This is a genomic window from Chondromyces apiculatus DSM 436, from assembly GCF_000601485.1.
GTDB lineage: Bacteria > Myxococcota_A > Polyangia > Polyangiales > Polyangiaceae > Chondromyces > Chondromyces apiculatus.
On record NZ_ASRX01000061.1, the window covers coordinates 1 to 15,719 of the forward strand.

15 protein-coding genes are annotated in these 15,719 nt (G+C 71.6%); 6 read left to right on the top strand and 9 right to left on the bottom strand.

Annotation, left to right across the window (positions count from 1 at the left end; all coding sequences use genetic code 11):
* Positions 1-761 (bottom strand): ribonuclease III (rnc, locus tag CAP_RS31295; protein WP_231511785.1); only part of this gene is annotated, 761 nt, incomplete at its 3' end.
* Between the two features lie 17 nt (positions 762-778).
* The gene (locus tag CAP_RS31300; RefSeq protein WP_044247561.1) at positions 779-1,072 is read right to left on the bottom strand and encodes a 4a-hydroxytetrahydrobiopterin dehydratase; all 294 of its coding nucleotides are present in this window, start codon (positions 1,070-1,072) and stop codon (positions 779-781) included.
* 57 nt (positions 1,073-1,129) lie between these two features.
* Here CAP_RS31300 and CAP_RS31305 point away from each other — a divergent pair, with 57 nt between their 5' ends.
* Together CAP_RS31305 and CAP_RS31310 are read left to right on the top strand one after the other, a co-directional pair.
* On the top strand, positions 1,130-1,738 hold the full coding sequence (locus tag CAP_RS31305) for a hypothetical protein (protein ID WP_044247564.1): 609 nt from the start codon (positions 1,130-1,132) through the stop codon (positions 1,736-1,738).
* Positions 1,739-1,780: 42 nt separating this feature from the next.
* Entirely contained in the window at positions 1,781-2,587 is an 807-nt protein-coding gene (locus CAP_RS31310) for a hypothetical protein (protein ID WP_044247567.1), read from the top strand.
* A gap of 202 nt (positions 2,588-2,789) precedes the next feature.
* On the opposite strand, the gene CAP_RS31315 is transcribed toward CAP_RS31310, so the two are convergent.
* From CAP_RS31315 to CAP_RS55250, 3 genes are read right to left on the bottom strand one after another with little or no spacing between them, the layout of a single operon-like run.
* Positions 2,790-3,830 carry a peptidyl-prolyl cis-trans isomerase gene (locus CAP_RS31315; protein WP_081865458.1) on the bottom strand — a complete coding sequence of 347 codons (1,041 nt, stop codon included), beginning with the start codon at positions 3,828-3,830 and terminating at the stop codon, positions 2,790-2,792.
* 32 nt (positions 3,831-3,862) lie between these two features.
* A complete protein-coding gene (locus CAP_RS55245; protein WP_044247568.1) occupies positions 3,863-5,218 on the bottom strand; it encodes a metallopeptidase family protein in 1,356 nt (451 codons plus the stop codon).
* Positions 5,219-5,227: 9 nt separating this feature from the next.
* Positions 5,228-6,196 (bottom strand): hypothetical protein, encoded by a 969-nt coding sequence (locus tag CAP_RS55250; protein ID WP_197041439.1) that lies wholly within the window; start codon positions 6,194-6,196, stop codon positions 5,228-5,230.
* Between the two features lie 181 nt (positions 6,197-6,377).
* Here CAP_RS55250 and CAP_RS31330 point away from each other — a divergent pair, with 181 nt between their 5' ends.
* Positions 6,378-7,772, top strand: coding sequence for a sigma-54-dependent transcriptional regulator (locus tag CAP_RS31330; RefSeq protein ID WP_044247703.1), 1,395 nt, complete (start codon positions 6,378-6,380; stop codon positions 7,770-7,772).
* Positions 7,773-7,993: 221 nt separating this feature from the next.
* Here CAP_RS31330 and CAP_RS31335 read toward each other — a convergent pair whose 3' ends face one another.
* Entirely contained in the window at positions 7,994-8,563 is a 570-nt protein-coding gene (locus tag CAP_RS31335; protein WP_197041440.1) for a hypothetical protein, read from the bottom strand.
* A gap of 76 nt (positions 8,564-8,639) precedes the next feature.
* Between CAP_RS31335 and CAP_RS52750 the strand changes: the two genes are divergently transcribed.
* Positions 8,640-8,873, top strand: coding sequence for a hypothetical protein (locus CAP_RS52750; RefSeq protein WP_044247573.1), 234 nt, complete (start codon positions 8,640-8,642; stop codon positions 8,871-8,873).
* A 92-nt stretch (positions 8,874-8,965) separates the two neighbouring features.
* Entirely contained in the window at positions 8,966-9,880 is a 915-nt protein-coding gene (locus CAP_RS31345; RefSeq protein ID WP_044247576.1) for a hypothetical protein, read from the top strand.
* 58 nt (positions 9,881-9,938) lie between these two features.
* Here CAP_RS31345 and CAP_RS31350 read toward each other — a convergent pair whose 3' ends face one another.
* Positions 9,939-12,878 (bottom strand): tetratricopeptide repeat protein, encoded by a 2,940-nt coding sequence (locus CAP_RS31350; RefSeq protein WP_156041312.1) that lies wholly within the window; start codon positions 12,876-12,878, stop codon positions 9,939-9,941.
* A 322-nt stretch (positions 12,879-13,200) separates the two neighbouring features.
* Here CAP_RS31350 and CAP_RS31360 point away from each other — a divergent pair, with 322 nt between their 5' ends.
* The gene (locus CAP_RS31360; protein ID WP_231511786.1) at positions 13,201-14,379 is read left to right on the top strand and encodes a metallophosphoesterase; all 1,179 of its coding nucleotides are present in this window, start codon (positions 13,201-13,203) and stop codon (positions 14,377-14,379) included.
* A gap of 26 nt (positions 14,380-14,405) precedes the next feature.
* Here the strand turns inward: CAP_RS31360 and recO are convergent, their stop codons facing one another.
* Both recO and CAP_RS31370 read right to left on the bottom strand, forming a co-directional pair.
* Positions 14,406-15,164: a DNA repair protein RecO gene (gene recO / locus CAP_RS31365; RefSeq protein ID WP_044247583.1), complete on the bottom strand. Its 759-nt coding sequence runs from the start codon at positions 15,162-15,164 to the stop codon at positions 14,406-14,408.
* A gap of 36 nt (positions 15,165-15,200) precedes the next feature.
* A complete protein-coding gene (locus tag CAP_RS31370; RefSeq protein WP_044247585.1) occupies positions 15,201-15,635 on the bottom strand; it encodes a helix-turn-helix domain-containing protein in 435 nt (144 codons plus the stop codon).
* Positions 15,636-15,719 lie beyond the last annotated feature (84 nt).

Sequence of the window (15,719 nt, forward strand, 5' to 3'; positions counted from 1 at the left end):
TCCATCCCTCCCCCACCCGTCTCCATCCCCCGGGCACCCTCTCCCCCTTCATCACCCCCCGGCGAAAGCCCCAGCCCTTCCAGCGCTGCCCGTGCCGCCGCCTGCTCCGCCAGCTTCTTCGAGCGCCCGCTCCCCTGCCCCAGCATCTCCCCATCCGCCTCTGCCACCGCCGTGAACATCCGCTCGTGGTCTGGCCCCTCCATCCCCACGATCCGGTACCGCGGCGACGGCCCCCCGCGCGCCTGGATCCGCTCCTGGAGCTGGCTCTTCGGATCCCTCCCGATCCGCCCTCCCCCCTGCAGCTTCCCGATCGGCCCCGACGTGATCCGCCGGCTCAACGCCCGCGCCACGTCCAGCCCCCGATCCAGGTACACCGCGGCCACCAGCGCCTCCGTCGCGTCTGCGAGCACGTTCGTCTGATCCCGCTCTCCGGCCACATCGGCTCCCCGCCCCAGCCGCAGCGCCGCCCCCAGATCCACCGCCCGCGCCCACGCGGCCAGTGCATCGGTGTTCACCAGCGCCGCCCGCATCAACGACAGCTCCCCCTCGCGTGCCTCCGGGAACCTGTCCATCAGGATCTCCGTCACGCACAGCCCCAGCACCGCATCACCCAGGAACTCCAGCCGCTGGTTGTCCAGCCGCCGCGCTCCTCGCTGCTCGTTCGCGAAGCTCGCGTGCGTGAGCGCCTCTTCCAGGTGCGGCAGCTCCCCCGCCAGCTCCGGCAACTGCCCGAGCTCCCCTGGCAGCGCCGAACCGTCCACGCGTCGCTCCCCTCCCTTCAACCGACGTGCAGCCGATCGCAGAGCGTGGCCATCTCCGCATCGAGCCCCGTGATCCCACCCGCATCATGCGTGGACCACGACACCCGCACCTTCCCCCAGCTCAGCAGCATGTCTGGATGGTGATCACGCCGCTCTGCTGCCAGCGCCACGCGCATCACGAACCCCACGGCCGCGCTGTAATCCGCAAACGAGTAGATCCGCTCGAGCGCCTCTCCCGCACGCGCCCACCCGGGGGAGACCCCGAGGAAGGCCGCGACCGCGTCGCCAGAGAGCAGCTCCCGCTTCGACATCCAGCGCCGACGATGGGCCAAGCGGCGGGAGATCGCAAGAGCCGCTAAACTCCCCCCGTGCTCGAAGCGTGCCCCTTCTGCCGCCAGCTCTTCAAACCTGGCGAAGTCAGCACCTGCCCCGAGTGCGACCTTCCCCTCGCCGACCTCTCTCGCCTTCCCCCCTCCCACGACGCCCAGCACCTCGATCCCGATCTCCCCGAGCCCCCGCACCACCAGACGCTCCCCTGGACCTATCCCGGGCGTGGCCGCGCCCTCCTCCTCATCCTCGCCCTCCTCGGCCTCATCGCCTTCTTCGTGCCCTGGGTTCACGAAACTGCGCCTGAGCTTCGCGACCTCAGCGGCTTCGATCTCGCCCGCCGCCTCTTCTGGATGTGGGCCCCCCCCATCGCCTTCTTCGTGATGATCCCACTCGTCCTCACCCGGCGATCCATCCACCGCATGCGCGGCGCCCGCCTCGCCATCGCCCTCCTCGCCACCACCGCCCTCCTCACCGTCGTCCTCCGCGTCGGCTTCACCCCCCCCACCACCACCCTGCGCCCCGTCCGCTTCACCTGGGGCGCCGGCCTCTACGCCACCGCCGCCCTCGCCATCGCCACCCTCGCCGCCTCTGTCCGCTTCGGCGGCCGCCTCCCCCCTCCGGTCGACACCACCCCCCGCACAGCGTAACCTTCCCCTGCTGGCCACCCCGGCCCGCGTCGAAGGTGCGCCATGGGCAACAAGCCAGCCATCGACCGTCGCCAGCCCCTCCGCGACGACGAACCCTTCGACGTCCCCGCCGCCGTCCTCTGCGCCACCTGTGGCCAGCCCGACTGCGCCGGCTGCCTCCCGGCCACCGAAGAAGGCTCGGGCATCGTCGCCGTCATCCCCTGGGAGCGCCGCGACACCGGCACCTGGACCCGCCTGTGGGCCACCTCCAAGGCCACCACCCTCGGCGCCAGCACCTTCTTCGCCGCCCTCCCCGACGGCGCCCTCGCCCCTGCCCTCCGCTTCGCCTTCCTCGCGGAAGCCCTGGCCGTCCTCGCCATGCTCACCGCCCTCCTCCCCCTGGGCGCCATCGCCCTCCCTGGCCTCACCCTCGAACTCACCCGCAACCCTGCCGCCCGCGCCAGCGCCTTCCGCTGGCTCGCCCTCGGCGTCCCCGCCCTGGTCACCTGGATGGTCATCGCCCACGCGGCCCATGGCGCAGCCCTCGACCTCGGAGCCCGCCGCCAGGGCGCCCGCCCTGCCCGCCGCCGCGCCCTCCGCTTCGGCCTCTACGCCTGCGGCTGGGACCTCATGACCGGCCCCCTCGGCGCCCTCACCTTGCTCTTCAGCCAGGGGAAGAAAGGCATGGGCGACCTCCTCGCCACTGCTGCCCGCGCTCCTGGCACCTCGGCGGTCGCCTTCCTGCAGGGCATCCACGGCCTCCCTCCCGCCGCTGTCGCCCGCGCCCGCCGCACCAGCAGCATCGCCGCCGCCGCCCTCACCCTGCTCTCGGGCTTCGGCATCATCACCGCGCTCATCCTCTTCCTTTGAGCGCGCGCAACCTCCGAACTGAGCGAGCGCAGCCTCCGAACGCGGCCTCAACCACACGGCCGGGACAAGGTCCGCTTCCTGAGGCGACGGGCGTCAGGCCCGAAGCGGCAGAACGCTCCGGAGATCGCGGGTGGATCGCGGAGTGGGGGCCCGACGAGCTTTGCTCGGCGGGGGGCGGGGGCGCGAGCCCCTGCCGCGGGAATTAATGCTGGTGCTGCTGATCCTTCGGCGAGGGTGCGAGTGGCTTCCGGCTCGACGGCAGCGCCCCCGGACGTCGCGCGGGCTGCAGCTCCCCTGCCCCTGACACCTCCAGCAGCGCCACCGCCTCTGGATTGAAGTTCTTCACGTGCTCCTTCCGGAGCCCCTCCAGGAGCTGCTTCACCCGCGCGTCAGCCTTCTGATGCGCCAGCACCTGCCGGATCCCCGTCGCCTCTTGCTCCAGGGGCCGCGTCACCGCCTTCATCCCTTGCCGGCGCCACACCACGGCCCACCGCCCTCCCTCGGCCACGGGCTCCGGCACCAGCTCACCGTCCTTCACCTGCGACGCCGCCGCGAGCAGCGCTGGATCCACCCTGATCTCCGGGTCTGCCGTCGACCCGTCAGGCAGCACCGCCCCGAGGTTTCCCCCGCGCAGGCTTGTCGACTTGTCGAGCGACTTCTCGCGCGCGAGATCGTTCCAGATCTGCGGCGTCGGCGGCACCTTCTTCAGCTCTGCCAGGATCCCCTCCGCCTCCTCCCGCGTCCCCACCAGGATCCGCCACAGCGCCACCCGCGAGGGCGCGTTGAACTTCTCCCGGTTGCGCTCGTAGTACACCCGTACCTCGTCGTCCGTGACCGGCGACTCCTTCGCCACCTCGGCCCGCAGCCGCGCGAGCAGCGCGCCCCGCAGCAGCGCCCTCATCCGCTCCTGCACCTCCGGCATCTTCTCCATCGCCGAAGCCTCCGCCCCCTGGGCGAAGAGCAGATCACGCACCACCACCTCGTCCACGAAGCGCGTCCGGATCTCCTCCGGCGTCTGACCGTAGGCCCGGAGCTGGAAGGGCGCGAGTTGCCCCATCCGACGCTCCACGTCCCCCACCGTCACCGCCTCGGCCCCCACCCGCGCCACCACCGCATCTCCCCGCGTATCGGCCTGCACGGAGCGGCTCACCGCCACTGTCGCCCCCGCCGCGAGCACTGCGAGCACCACGAGATCCAGCCCGAGAGCCGCCGATCTCCCCCACCGCGACCACAGCGTGCGCATCGCCCGCGTTATTGTCGCGCCACGGGGTCGGGTCAAGGACCCTGGCAGCGCCCCAGCACCGCCGCTGCCGCCGCGATCACCCACAGCGGCCACGTCACCCGCAGAAACCCCAGCACGTCTGCGAGTGCCCCCCGCCGCGCCCGCCGCGCAGACTCGGCGACGCCCACCCGCCGCACCTCCTCCGTCGCGATCGCCCCCCGCTCCTCCTCGTCCAGCGGATCCACCCCCGACAGGAAGTGCAGGTGGTGCGTCACCTCGTGATCGAGCGTCTCCTCGATCTCCCCCCGCACGTCGAACCCTGGATCCTCGCGGAACGCCGCCTCGAATGATCGGTAGAACACCCGCACCTCCGGCGCCCGCGCGATCCCCAGCTCCGGGTCCACCCCTCCCGGCGTGTAGCACCCGAGGAGCGGCTCCCCCCCGTCGTCGCAGAGCGGCACCCCTGCATCCACGAACAGATCGACGTTCCGCACGCCCCGCGACCGGTACACCCGCTCCGCCGCCCCCCGCACCTCCTCCTCGAACGCATCCAGATCCGGGAACGCCGCCTCCCGCCTCCGCGCCCTCCCGCGCACCGTCCGGCGCCCCCACGCCTCCTCCACCTCACCCCGCGACAGCTCCCGCTCCAGCGGCACGTCCAGATCGTTCCGCGCACCGCACCCCGCGCACCGCTGCACCCCCACCAGCCTCGCCGGGTACCGCGCCTCCATGTACAGCTCCACCACCGCCGCCCACGCCCCCTCCGGCGCCTCCGCCAGCGCATCCGCGATCGCCACTGCACGCCGCTCATTCCCGAGCCCCGTCACCCCCATCGCCGCCGCCACGGCCGGCGTGATCCGCAACGACCGCTTCCCCGCCGCCACGAGCAGCGCCATCGCCTCGTCCACCGTCCGCTCCGCGAACCGCACCCGCCGGCACACCCGCCCTCTTACGCGCAGCGCCGGCAGCGCGTGCCACGCCCTGACATCGAACGGCCGATCCAGCTCCGGATCGTGAAGCTCACCGTCCGTGAACGGCCCCACCTCCAGGAGCGGCGAAGGCGCCACCGCGAACGCCTCCCCGCAGTTCCCGCACGTGAACTCCCCCGCCTCCTCCGGCACCACGCCCGCCCACGCGAGCAGCGCGCGCAGCACGTGCGCATCGTCGAGCCGCATCTCCCCGACCGCGACCGCCGCCCCCGCGTCGTCCGTCACCACCTCCGCCCCGCCGAGCACCCGCAGATCCCGCAGCCACGGCGCCTCGCCCCGCGCCTCCCCATCCGCCGCGACCTCCGCAGCCCGGGCCCGCGCCACCGCGTCCGACAGCCGCACCACCCGCCCCGAAGGCAGGTGCACCCGCCCTGGCAACCTCCGCGCCTCGACGCGGCTCTCGCTCTCGCTCTCGCCCACCAGGCCCGCTCAGCGCTTCGATGCAGGCGACAGCCGACCCTCGCTCACCGGCTGCAGCGACCGCAGCGACGACGAAGGAGGCCCGCTCACGCCGGACTGCTCGTCGTCCATCAGCTCCGGATCCGACCGCCGGTCCCGCCCCTTGGCCCGCCCCGAGATCGGCGCCCGCTCACCATCTCCCGAGGGATCCGGCGCCGCCGCGCCCACCCGGTGCAGCGTCGGCCGGAGCTGCATCCGCCCGAGCCGCTGCGACGTCGAGCTCACCGGATGCACCGACGGCCTCACCCCCAGCGGCGTGGCCCCGGTCCCCAGATCGATGTACCGCGTGATCGCCAGCGCATACACCAGGCTCCGGATCGTCTCCTCCGGCGCCACCCTCGAAGCGAGCAGCGCCTCCAGCGTCGGCGCCTCCACCCGCAAGGCCCCGAGCACCGAAAGCTCCTGCCCCCCGAACCCGAACGTCCCTGGATCCAGCGCCGAGTGCACCTTGAGCGGCAAGGCCGCGATCCGCTCCAGCATTGCCTCGCGCTGCGTCGAGCATCTGCCGTGCTCCCGCAGCCCCGCCCACAGGAGCGCCAGCGGCGCCACGCTCGCGGGCTCCCCGCCCCACTCCTCCAGCGCCGCCTGCCGATCGAAGTAGCTGTACTCCGTCTCTGGAGGCAGCGCGAACAGCCGCACCATCCGCTTGACGAACTGGACCTCTGCCACCCACTCCAGCGTCACCGAGTCCACGCACCCCGACAGGAGCAGCACGTCCCCGATGAGCCCCCGCGTCGCCAGCGCCGCCTCCACGATGTCCGCCGGCACCAGCCCATCCTCGACGAGGAGCTGCCCGAACAGCGCGTAGTCGTCCCCCGGCCGCACCTTCACCGCCGCCCCGCGCACGAACTGGATCACGTGCTCGGCGCCCCCCGGCTCCGTGAGCGACATCGCCCCGGTGAGCTGCCGGTCCGCCGCGTACACGAGCAGATGCGCCATCGGCGTCCCCTCGAGCTTCCCGGCGGCGGTCACAGCGCCCGACAAAGGCATGATCGTCGCTCACGCTATCACAGCCCGGCAACCCAACACCGGCTTTCCCGCGCCGGTCACCTCGCCTGCCACCTCGGCGTACCCTCACCCCTGGCTGCGGCCGGCATGGTCCTGGTTTACCGTGCTCTCCATGCCCCGCGGCCATGTCCTCGTGCTCGATGACGAACGCTCGATCCTCACCACCTTGCAGAAGGCGTTGACCCTGGAAGGCTACACCGTCGACGTCGCTGGAGGCATCGCCATCGCGGACGACAAGCTCCAGAAGCGCAGCTACGACATCGCCCTCTTCGACGTCGCCCTCCCCGACGGCGACGGCGTCGATCTCCTCAAGCGCCTCCGCGCCTCCGGCTCCGACCTCCCCGTCATCGTCATGAGCGGACACGCCACCATCGATGCCGCCGTGCGCGCCACCCGCCTCGGCGCCCTCGACTTCCTCGAAAAGCCCATCTCCACCGACCGCCTCCTGCTCGTCCTCGACAACGCCCTCCGCCTCGTCCGCGCCGAGGCCGAAGCCAAGATCTTGCGCGCGCAGACCGGCAAGATCGGAGAGCTCATCGGCGACAGCCGCGCCATGCTCGACCTCCGCGATCAGATCGCCCGCGCCGCCAAGGCCACCGCTACCGTCCTCGTCACCGGCGAGCGCGGCACCGGCAAGGAACTGGTCGCCCGCGCCATCCACCTCGCCTCGAAGCGCGCCAAGGGCCCGCTCGAAAAGATGAACTGTGCCGCCGTCCCCAGTGAGCTGATCGAGAGCGAGCTGTTCGGCCACGAAGCCGGCGCCTTCACCGGCGCCACCAAGCAGCGCCGCGGCAAGTTCGAGCGCGCGAGCGGCGGCACCCTCTTCCTCGACGAGGTCGGCGACATGCCCCTCTCCATGCAGGCCAAGCTCCTCCGCGTCCTGCAGGAGCGCGAGATCGAGCGCGTCGGCGGCAGCGAGACCCTCAAGGTCGACGTCCGCGTCGTCGCCGCCACGAACCGCGACCTCACTGCCGCCTGCCAGGCCGGCCAGTTCCGCCCCGACCTCTACGACCGCCTCAACGTCCTCCCCCTCGCCCTCCCCCCGCTCCGCGCCCGCCGCGAGGACATCCCCCTCCTCGCCCGCCACTTCCTCGCCCTCGCGACCGAGGCCAACGACCGCCCTGGCATGAAGCTCAGCGACGCCGGCCTCACCGTCCTCGCCGGCTACAGCTACCCCGGCAACGTGCGCGAGCTGCGCAACGTCATCGAGCGCCTCGTCATCCTCACCCCCGACGACACCATCGACGCCGACGACGTCCGCACCTGCCTCGGCACCCCCGTCACCGGCTCCAAGATCAGCCTCTTCCGCCCCGGCGTCCCTTACCGCGTGCTCTCCGAGGAAGCCGACCGCATCCTCATCGAGGAGGCCCTCGCGCACTACGGCGGCCAGATGGCCGGCACCGCCCGCGCCCTCGGCATCGAGCGCAGCCACCTCTACAAGAAGTGCCGCGCCCTCGGCATCCGCAACGCCGACAAGGGCGAAGGCGACGATCCCCCCGCCGGCTGACCCACCTCCGAGAAAGCCGAAGGCAGCGACGACGCCGACCAACGTCGCGCCATCGCCGCCCAGCCTCACACCGACCGACGCTCAGCGTGCGACGACGGCGCCGCGAGTCGACGCAGCGCCGTCACCGCCCGGCCTCGCGCCCGCCGACGCTCAGCCCTCCTCGGTCTCGCCCTCTTCCTCCGGCTTCGACCGCTTCGGGCGCACATCGAGGAAGAACCGCTTCACGTAGTCGCGCTGCCGCGGGAACCGCGGCTCCAGCGTTGGCGCAAGCTCGCCAGCGCCAGCGCCAGCGCCGACTCCACCACCAGCCGCGTCGCCTCGCTCTTCCTCTGCAGCAGTGTCTTCTGCCCTGTCTCACGGTCCTTCAGGAACTGCTTCTGCTGCTCCGCCCTGCGCGTCAGGTCCCCCTGGATCGCCACCTTGTCGTCGAACCCGGGCACCTCGTTCAGCCGCTTCACCGCCTCCAGCACCGCGCCTGGCTCCGCCGCGAGCGGCATCTTCACCAGCTCGTCCACGCGCGATCCGAAGGCGTGGTTCGCACCGAGCCCGCTCTTCCCTTGCAGCCCGAGCTTCGTCCGCGTGTTCGCCGCGCGCACCCCGCGATCGAGCACCTCGTCCCCCATCTCCACCTGGCCCTGCGCCACCTCCGCAGGCCCCAGCTCGTGATCCTCGATCGCCAGGTGCACCGTCCTGAGCTGCGTCGAGAGCGGCGCGAGCTTCACGCTCTCCGCCTCGAAGAAGGCGATGTCCTCCTCCGAGCGATCCAGATCCGCCGCGACCGCCGCCGCCATGGCCCGGAGAAGCGCAACGACCTCCCGCGCCGACGCGTGCACGCACTCCGCACGCACGGCTGCTCGCCGCGGCGACGTGCTCGACGAGCTTCCCTGGGTCCGGTATGGCGACGCCGTGGGCTGGCTCCTCTCCGATGTCTTCGACATGAAGATGAGACGCGGCGACTACACGCGGCACCCCTCCGGGGCTCCGAGCAGCCTGACGGAGTTGGACGAGAGGGCCCCGCTGATCGCCAGGGCGATCTGCAAGCAGCTTCAGCAGGCAGCTCAGGGCGTCACAAACACGTCACCACCGCACATTTCAAAATGACTCGGAGGGCTGCTCCGTAAGCATGTTCTCGCGCATCTCACGTGCTGCCGACATGCTGGTGCAGCGCGATCCGCTTTGCTACGCAGGTCCTCGTGGGACGCGCCGAGCAGTTCGCCAAGCAGACGTTCGCCAAGGAGACAGAGCGCCTCACGCACGGTGGCGCTGCGTGGCAGGACCCGCCGGAGACCCGCCTCGGACCGCTGCAGGCAGATGGGTTGCTCGTGGTGCGTCACGCCGAAGCGCTCACCCACCTGCCGCAACCCTGGCCCGCAGCGCTCGCCAGCGACGAGACGCTCGTGGAGCTGAAGATGGCACGCGATCACCTCGACGCCGTGGCCGTGGAGCGCGCGTTGCTCCGGCGGCAGGCGCGGCAGGTGCAGCGCGTGGAGGCCGCCGCAGAGCAGGACGCACCGCGACCACGGCAGCAGCCGCTCTGGGTGGTGGCGCCGCACGTGCCGATGTCGCTGCGGGACGACTACGTGCTCGATCCCCTGGGACCCGGTTGCTTCCGGGCAGGCCCCGCCCACTTTCCGCTCCTCTGGATCGAGGCCAACGCCTTGCCTCTCCAGGATGAGTTGCTGCCTTTCCTGCTCGCCAGGTCGGGCAAGTCCCTCGACGACTTCGTTCGCTGGGCGGCGGCACGACGCCCGCTGCCATGGGTGTACCAGATGCTAGAACTCCTTCCGATGTCGACCGCCATCAGCCAGGAGATCCTCGACGCCTTCCCGCCGACCGACGATCCGGAGCGGATCGCGCGCCGGCGGCAGATCGTCCAGTCGGTGCTCAAGGCCGATGCCGAGCTGAAGCAGGAGATCGTGGACGAAGGCATCCAGACAGGTCGCCTCACGGAGGCTCGCTCCGGGCTGCGCCGTCTGCTCAACCGACGCGGCCTCGGGCTCAGCGCGGCGGAGGAGAGCCTCGTCGAAGGCTGCGAGGATCTCTCCACGCTGGAGCGCTGGTTCGACCGCGCCGTGACGGCCACGAGCGCCGCCGAAGCGCTCCAGTAGCCCAGCACCTCACCTGGCGCTGCTGGGCCTCACCCCGGCGTCACCCCGCCTCTCGCCCTCACTCCGGCAGGAGCTTCGGCCTCGGGCTGGTGCCGCCGCTCTTCTGGATCTCCTGCTGGTGGGCGAGGGCCTGCTTCACCAGGTCGTCGCGCTTCAGCTTCTCGTAGGCCTTGGCCAGCTCGCCGTAGATCTCCACGGCTTCGGCGGGCTTGGGGTGGGCGATGAGGGCGCTGTTCAGCTCGTAGATGGCGGACAGATGGTGGCCGGTGCGGGCGAGGGCGCGGGCGTAGAGGCGGTGGGTCTCGGAGCTGGCGACGTCGACGAAGAGCGCGCTCTCGCCGACGCGGCGGGCCTCTTCCCACTGGCCTTGCTCGACGAGGAGGCGCAGAAGCTGGCGCCACACGCGGCGGTCGTGCTGGTCGACGAGGGAGAGGCGGCGCAGGGCGGAGAGCTCGCCGGCGGTCTCCTTGGCCTTGTGGGCGAGATCGTAGAGGGCCTGGAGGGGCTCGGACTGGGAGGGGTCGAAGCGGTTCGCGGCTTCGAGGTGGGCCTTCATCTTCACCCGGTCCTTCTTCACCTCGGCGAGGTCGGCGGCCTTCATGCGGAGGGCGTAGCCGTCGTGGCCGTCGGCGATCATCTTGGTGATGATGCGGTCGGCCTCGTCGAGCTTCTTCTGGCCGAAGGCGAGGCGCAGCTTCATGTAGTGGGCATCGGGCTGCTTGGGATCGATGCGGAGGGCCTCGGCGAGGACGGCGTCGCCCTCCTGATCTTGCCCATCGGCGTAGAGGGAGAGGGCGAGCTGCACGTGCTTCTTCGCGTCGCGCGGGGCCTTGAGGACGGCCTTGCGGGCGTCGTCGAGGGGGGGCGCGTGCAGGTCGGGGACGTACTGCTTCTCGTAGCGGGAGAGGCGGGGCTTGAGCCAGGCACGGAAGCGGCGATCCAGCTCGGTCGCGGAGATGCCGAGGCCGTTCTGGATCACCTCGGGGGTGCGCTCACCGTTGCCCCAGCGAGGGAGCAACGCGGCGACCTTGGGGAAGCCGAACTCCTCGACCATGAACACCACGATCTGGCTCGCGGCGAAGTAGGCCATGGTCACGTCGGAGACGTCGTCGACGTGGGTGAAGGCGCGGTTGAAGGAGTTCACCGCGGGGACGCGGCCGGCCTTGAAGGCGGCGTAGAGGGCGGGGTCCTCCTCGCGCTGCCACTCGGGGCGGCGCACGATGGTCTCGTACTCGCTGAGGCCCTCGGTGAACCAGCGGGGGACGTGGTTCTTCGAGTACTGGATGGCGAAGACGTGGCCGAGCTCGTGCCAGATCACGTTGCCCCAGTTGAACTCGGCGGCGGCGGGGCTCATCGCGGCGAGGGTCTGGCCGAAGCACACGCCCTGGATGCCCACGTTGGGGAGGCCGCTGGTGCGCACGCTGAAGTGCTCGCTGTCGGCGTACAGCTCGATGGCGACGGGCACCTTGGGGGTGAAGCCGTAGCGCTGCACCATCGAGGACCACGCCTCCTCCAGCATGCGGGGGACGTAGCGCTCCAGGATGGCCTTCTCGTTCTTGTGGTAGCGCAGGGAGAAGCGCTGGCCCTGCACGGTGACGTACGAGGTGGCGATGTCCTTCTCGTAGAGGTTCAGGGTGTTGAAGACGCGGACGTTGAAGCGGTCCTTGTCCCAGGCGCGCTCCAGGGCTTCGACGCCGTTCTTCTCGTCGCCGCCGCGGATGAGGTTCAAGCCGAGGCTCGCGTAGGCCTTGGCGTCGGAGCGGTCGATCTTCACCGCGTCCTGCATCATCCGCACGATGTCGTCGTAGCGGTGCTCCCACTCCGCGTACTCGGCGACGATGCGGTAGAACTCGGAGTAGTCGGGGTTCAGGCCGAAGACCTTCTTGCGCGCGGCCTCGAAGCCGGGCTGGTCGTCGGCGAGGAAGCGGATCGCGGCCTTCATCGAGAGCAGGTCGAGGTTCGTGGGGTCGACCTTGAGGCCGCGGTCGGTGGCGGCGTCGGCGAGCTCGATCTCCAGGTCGCGCAGGTGCAGGCCCGCCTTGACCACCTGGGCCTCGGCGAGGTTCGGGTTCACCTCCAGGGCCTGGGTGATCTCGCTGAGGGCGCCGCCGAAATCCATGGCGTTGTCGAGCTTGACGCGGGCGGCCATGACCCGGACGCGCGGGTCGCGGGGGGAGATCTTGAGGGCCTCCTTCACGACCTCGCCGGCGTGGCCAGGGTCGTACTTGTCGAGGAACAGGTCGGCGCGCCAGAGCAGGAGCTGGACGAGCTTCTTGCCGCCCACCTTCTCGGCCTGGTTGAAGGCGTCGTTGGCGTCGCGCGGGCTGCGGAGGAGGTGCGCGGCGTGGCCGACCATGCTCAGGCCGACGGGGTCGCTCGAGACGATCTTGTCGTTGTTGTAGTCCTCGATGAGGGTCATCAGCGGGGCGCGGGCCTCGCCGCGGCGGCCGGCGCGGATGAGCAGCTCGCCGAGGACGAGGCGCGCGCGCTGGGCCTTGTCCTCGCGCTCGACCTCGCGCACGGCGTTGATGGCGTCGGCGAGCTTGCCGACGCTGGCGAGGGCCTCGGCGCGGAGCGGGGCCGCGGAGGTCTTGACGTCGAGGCTGATGCCGGAGGCCTCGGTGGCGGTCTTCTGGGCCTCGTCGTAGCGGCCGGTGCGCAGCTCGATCTCGGCCTTGAAGAGCAGGGCGTCGGAGCGGGCGGTGCCGGCGCGGAGGAGGGGCGCGAGTTCCTTCTCGGCGTCGGCGTAGTCGCCGCGGTCGATGAGGGAGCGCACCCGATCTGCTGCAGCGCCTGCCGCCGCACCTGTCGCCGCGCTGGCAGCAGGCGCTGGGGCCGTGGGCGCGCGGCCAGCCGGTGCTGGCTGCTGTGCGTGCGCGGTGCCCGCGATCCCCACGGTCCCGGCCGTCACGGCGCCGAGGCAGAGGGCGGCGACGAGGGGCGTGAAGTGCGCGGCGCGGTGGGCGAGGGAGCGGCGGGAAGGGTGGAGAGGTCGCATGGGTCTGGCAGGGCGCGCGGTGCGGTGCATGAGCGCTGGGGTGAACGAAGGATGCAAGCGCGGACGCGCTGGCGCCACCAGGGCGACGATCCTCCCGAGCGGTGTCCGCCGGGCAGCGGGCTCGGGCGGCATGGTATCCCAGGCGGACACGCGCAGCGACACGCGCGGGAAGCGGCGTACGCAGGGGCGCAGGGGCGCAGGGTCGGCCCAGGGTCCAGAGCGCAAGGTCGAGGAGCGGCATGCATGAGCACGGCTCGGGGGCGCGGGCGCCGTTGCGCCAGGGTGGGGTCTCGGGACACAGTGGTCGTGCATGGCGCAAGCGGTGTCCGGAGACCGTCGTACGGTGGTGCTGGCCGATCTTCACCTGGTGAGGGGGACACCACCCGAGGTGAGCCAGGATCTGGCGCGGCTCCTCGCAGACCACGCCGGGGCGCGGGTGGTGTTCGCGGGCGACCTGTTCGATCTGTCGTCGGAGGCGCCCGGGATGCCTCGGCCCAAGGCGCTCCGCGAGGCGCTGGGTGTGCACGCGGTGGTGCGGGCGGCGCTCGCGGAGCACGTGGATCGCGGGGGGGAGCTGTGGCTCGTGGGCGGCAACCACGACGCGGAGGTGGGGGACGATGGGTTCGGGGGGGAGCTGTCCAGCGCGCTGGGGCTCTCGCGGGAGGCGCAGGGGCGGGTGCGGACGACGCCCTGGTTCTTCCGGGAGGGCGGGCTGCACATCGAGCACGGTCATCTCTACGACCCCGACAATGCGCCAGCGCACCCGCTGGTGTCGGGGCAGCGGAGTCTCGGGGTGCACTTCGTCGAGGAGTTCATCGCCCCGACGGGCGCGCACCGGTACTTGCAGGCCAACGATCAGACGCCGCTCAAGCTATTCCTGTCGGCGTTCACCTGGTACGGGCCACGCGCGCCGTACGTGATCTACCGTTACTTCCACGCGGCAATCGGGGCGGTGCTGCAGAGCGGGCCGTTCTACCAGGACCGAGGTGAGGCAGAGGGGGCCGACGCGCGCGTGGCGCGGTTCGCAGAGGCGGCAGGCGTGGGGCGCGAGGTCGCAGACGCGCTGCTCGGGCTGTCGGCGACGCCCACGATGGAGAGCGTGGCGCGGACGTTCTCGCGGCTGTACTTCGATCGGGTGCTGGCGACGCTGTCCCTCGGCGCAGGCGCGACGGCGATGGCGCTCGGCAAGCGGGGGGTGGGCGCGGCAGCGCTCGCAGGCGGGGCGATGGCGATGGCGGTGAGCTGGGCAGCGGGTCACAACCGCTACGCGGGGACGGTGACGGAGCGGCTGGCGACGAGCGCGGCGGGAGTCGCCGAGGCGACCGGGGCGCGGCTCGTGGTGTTCGGTCACACCCACAAGGAGGCGCTGGGAGAGCGCTACGCGAACACGGGGAGCTTCTCGTTCCCGCGAGGCGCGCCAGGGCGGCCGTTCGTGGAGGTCGAGGGGACGGGGACGTTCCCGCGCGCAGTGACGCGCTACTGGGGACAACGCGCCGCCTGAGCGCGGCCTGAGTCGAGGCGATGTTCTCAGGTGCCGGCGCCGCCGCTAGCGTGGGCGGTGAGGGCGCCCTCGACGAGATCGAGGGCGGTGCGGAGGTCGTCGGGGGCGATGGCTCCTTCGCCGCCGCTGGCGAGATCGGCGAGGCGTTCGCGAAGCTCGGCGCGAAGGAGAAGGCGCCCGCCGCCGCAGGCGCGACACACGAGGCCGCCGCGGGCAGGGTCGGCGTAGGCGGAGGTGCCTGGATCACAGGTGCGGCCACAGCGCACGCAGCGGCCGAGATCGAGGCCCCAGCCGAAGGCGTTGAGAAAGCGAAGGCCGGCGACGACGAGGACGGCGTCGGGGGTGAGCGGGGGGTGCTCGGGTGAGGTAGGCGCGCCGGGCGGGGTGTCCAGTTCGTCGAGGAGGCGGTTCAGCTCGCGCCAGACGTCGGGCTCGGCGATGTGGGCGGGGGTGATGTCGCGCACCCAGCGCAAGGCGCGGCCGGCGGCGTCGAGGCGCGGGAGATCGGCGGTGAGGTGAAGGCGTGGGCGTTCGATGGAGGCTTCGACGAGCCCGGCGAGGTCGGCACCCGCGCGCTCATCGAGTTCGAGCCGGAGCAGGTGCATCGGTTCGAGGCCCCCGAAGCGCTTGGTGGAGCGACGGGCGCCGCGGGCCACGGCGGCGAGGAGACCGCGCTCCTCGGTGAAGAAGGTGGCGATGAGGTCGGCCTCGCCGACGGGGACGCGCCGGAGGAGCAGCGCGGAGGTGCGGAGGCGCTCGGCCCTGCGGCGGAGGGGGCGGGCCATGGGGTTCAGCCGGAGCGACCGGAGAAAATTTGGCCCTCAGGTCAGGTGCGAGATACCGGAGGGAGCGACGTCCCGGGAGGCGAGCTCCGGGGGCATGTCGTGGCCGCGGGGACGGAGCACGATGCTCAGCGCCAGCGTGAAGAGGATGAGGAGGAGCACGAACGCGATGGCCACGCCGAAGCGCTTGCCCTGGGACCTGCGCGCGGGTGCCGAGATGGGCATCGGCGTCACCAGCGCCACGCGACGGCTCGCGGTGTACCTGGCGAGGACGTCGTCCATCGCGAGCCCGACGGCCCTCGCATACGCCTTCAGAAAGCCGCGGACGAAGACCTCCCCGGGGAGATCGTCGAAATGATCCGCCTCGATCCGTTCGATCGAGATCACGGGGATGCGCGTGGCGCGGGAGACTTCCTCCACGCTCATCGCCCGGGCCTCACGGGTGCGCCTCAGGTAGCGGCCGATCGAGTCCATCCCAGTTCACCCATCATCGTGCTTCCATCACCTGGCTTATTCCCCTCAAGTTCTTCCAAGCTCCGTGACGGCCTCCCGGGGGAG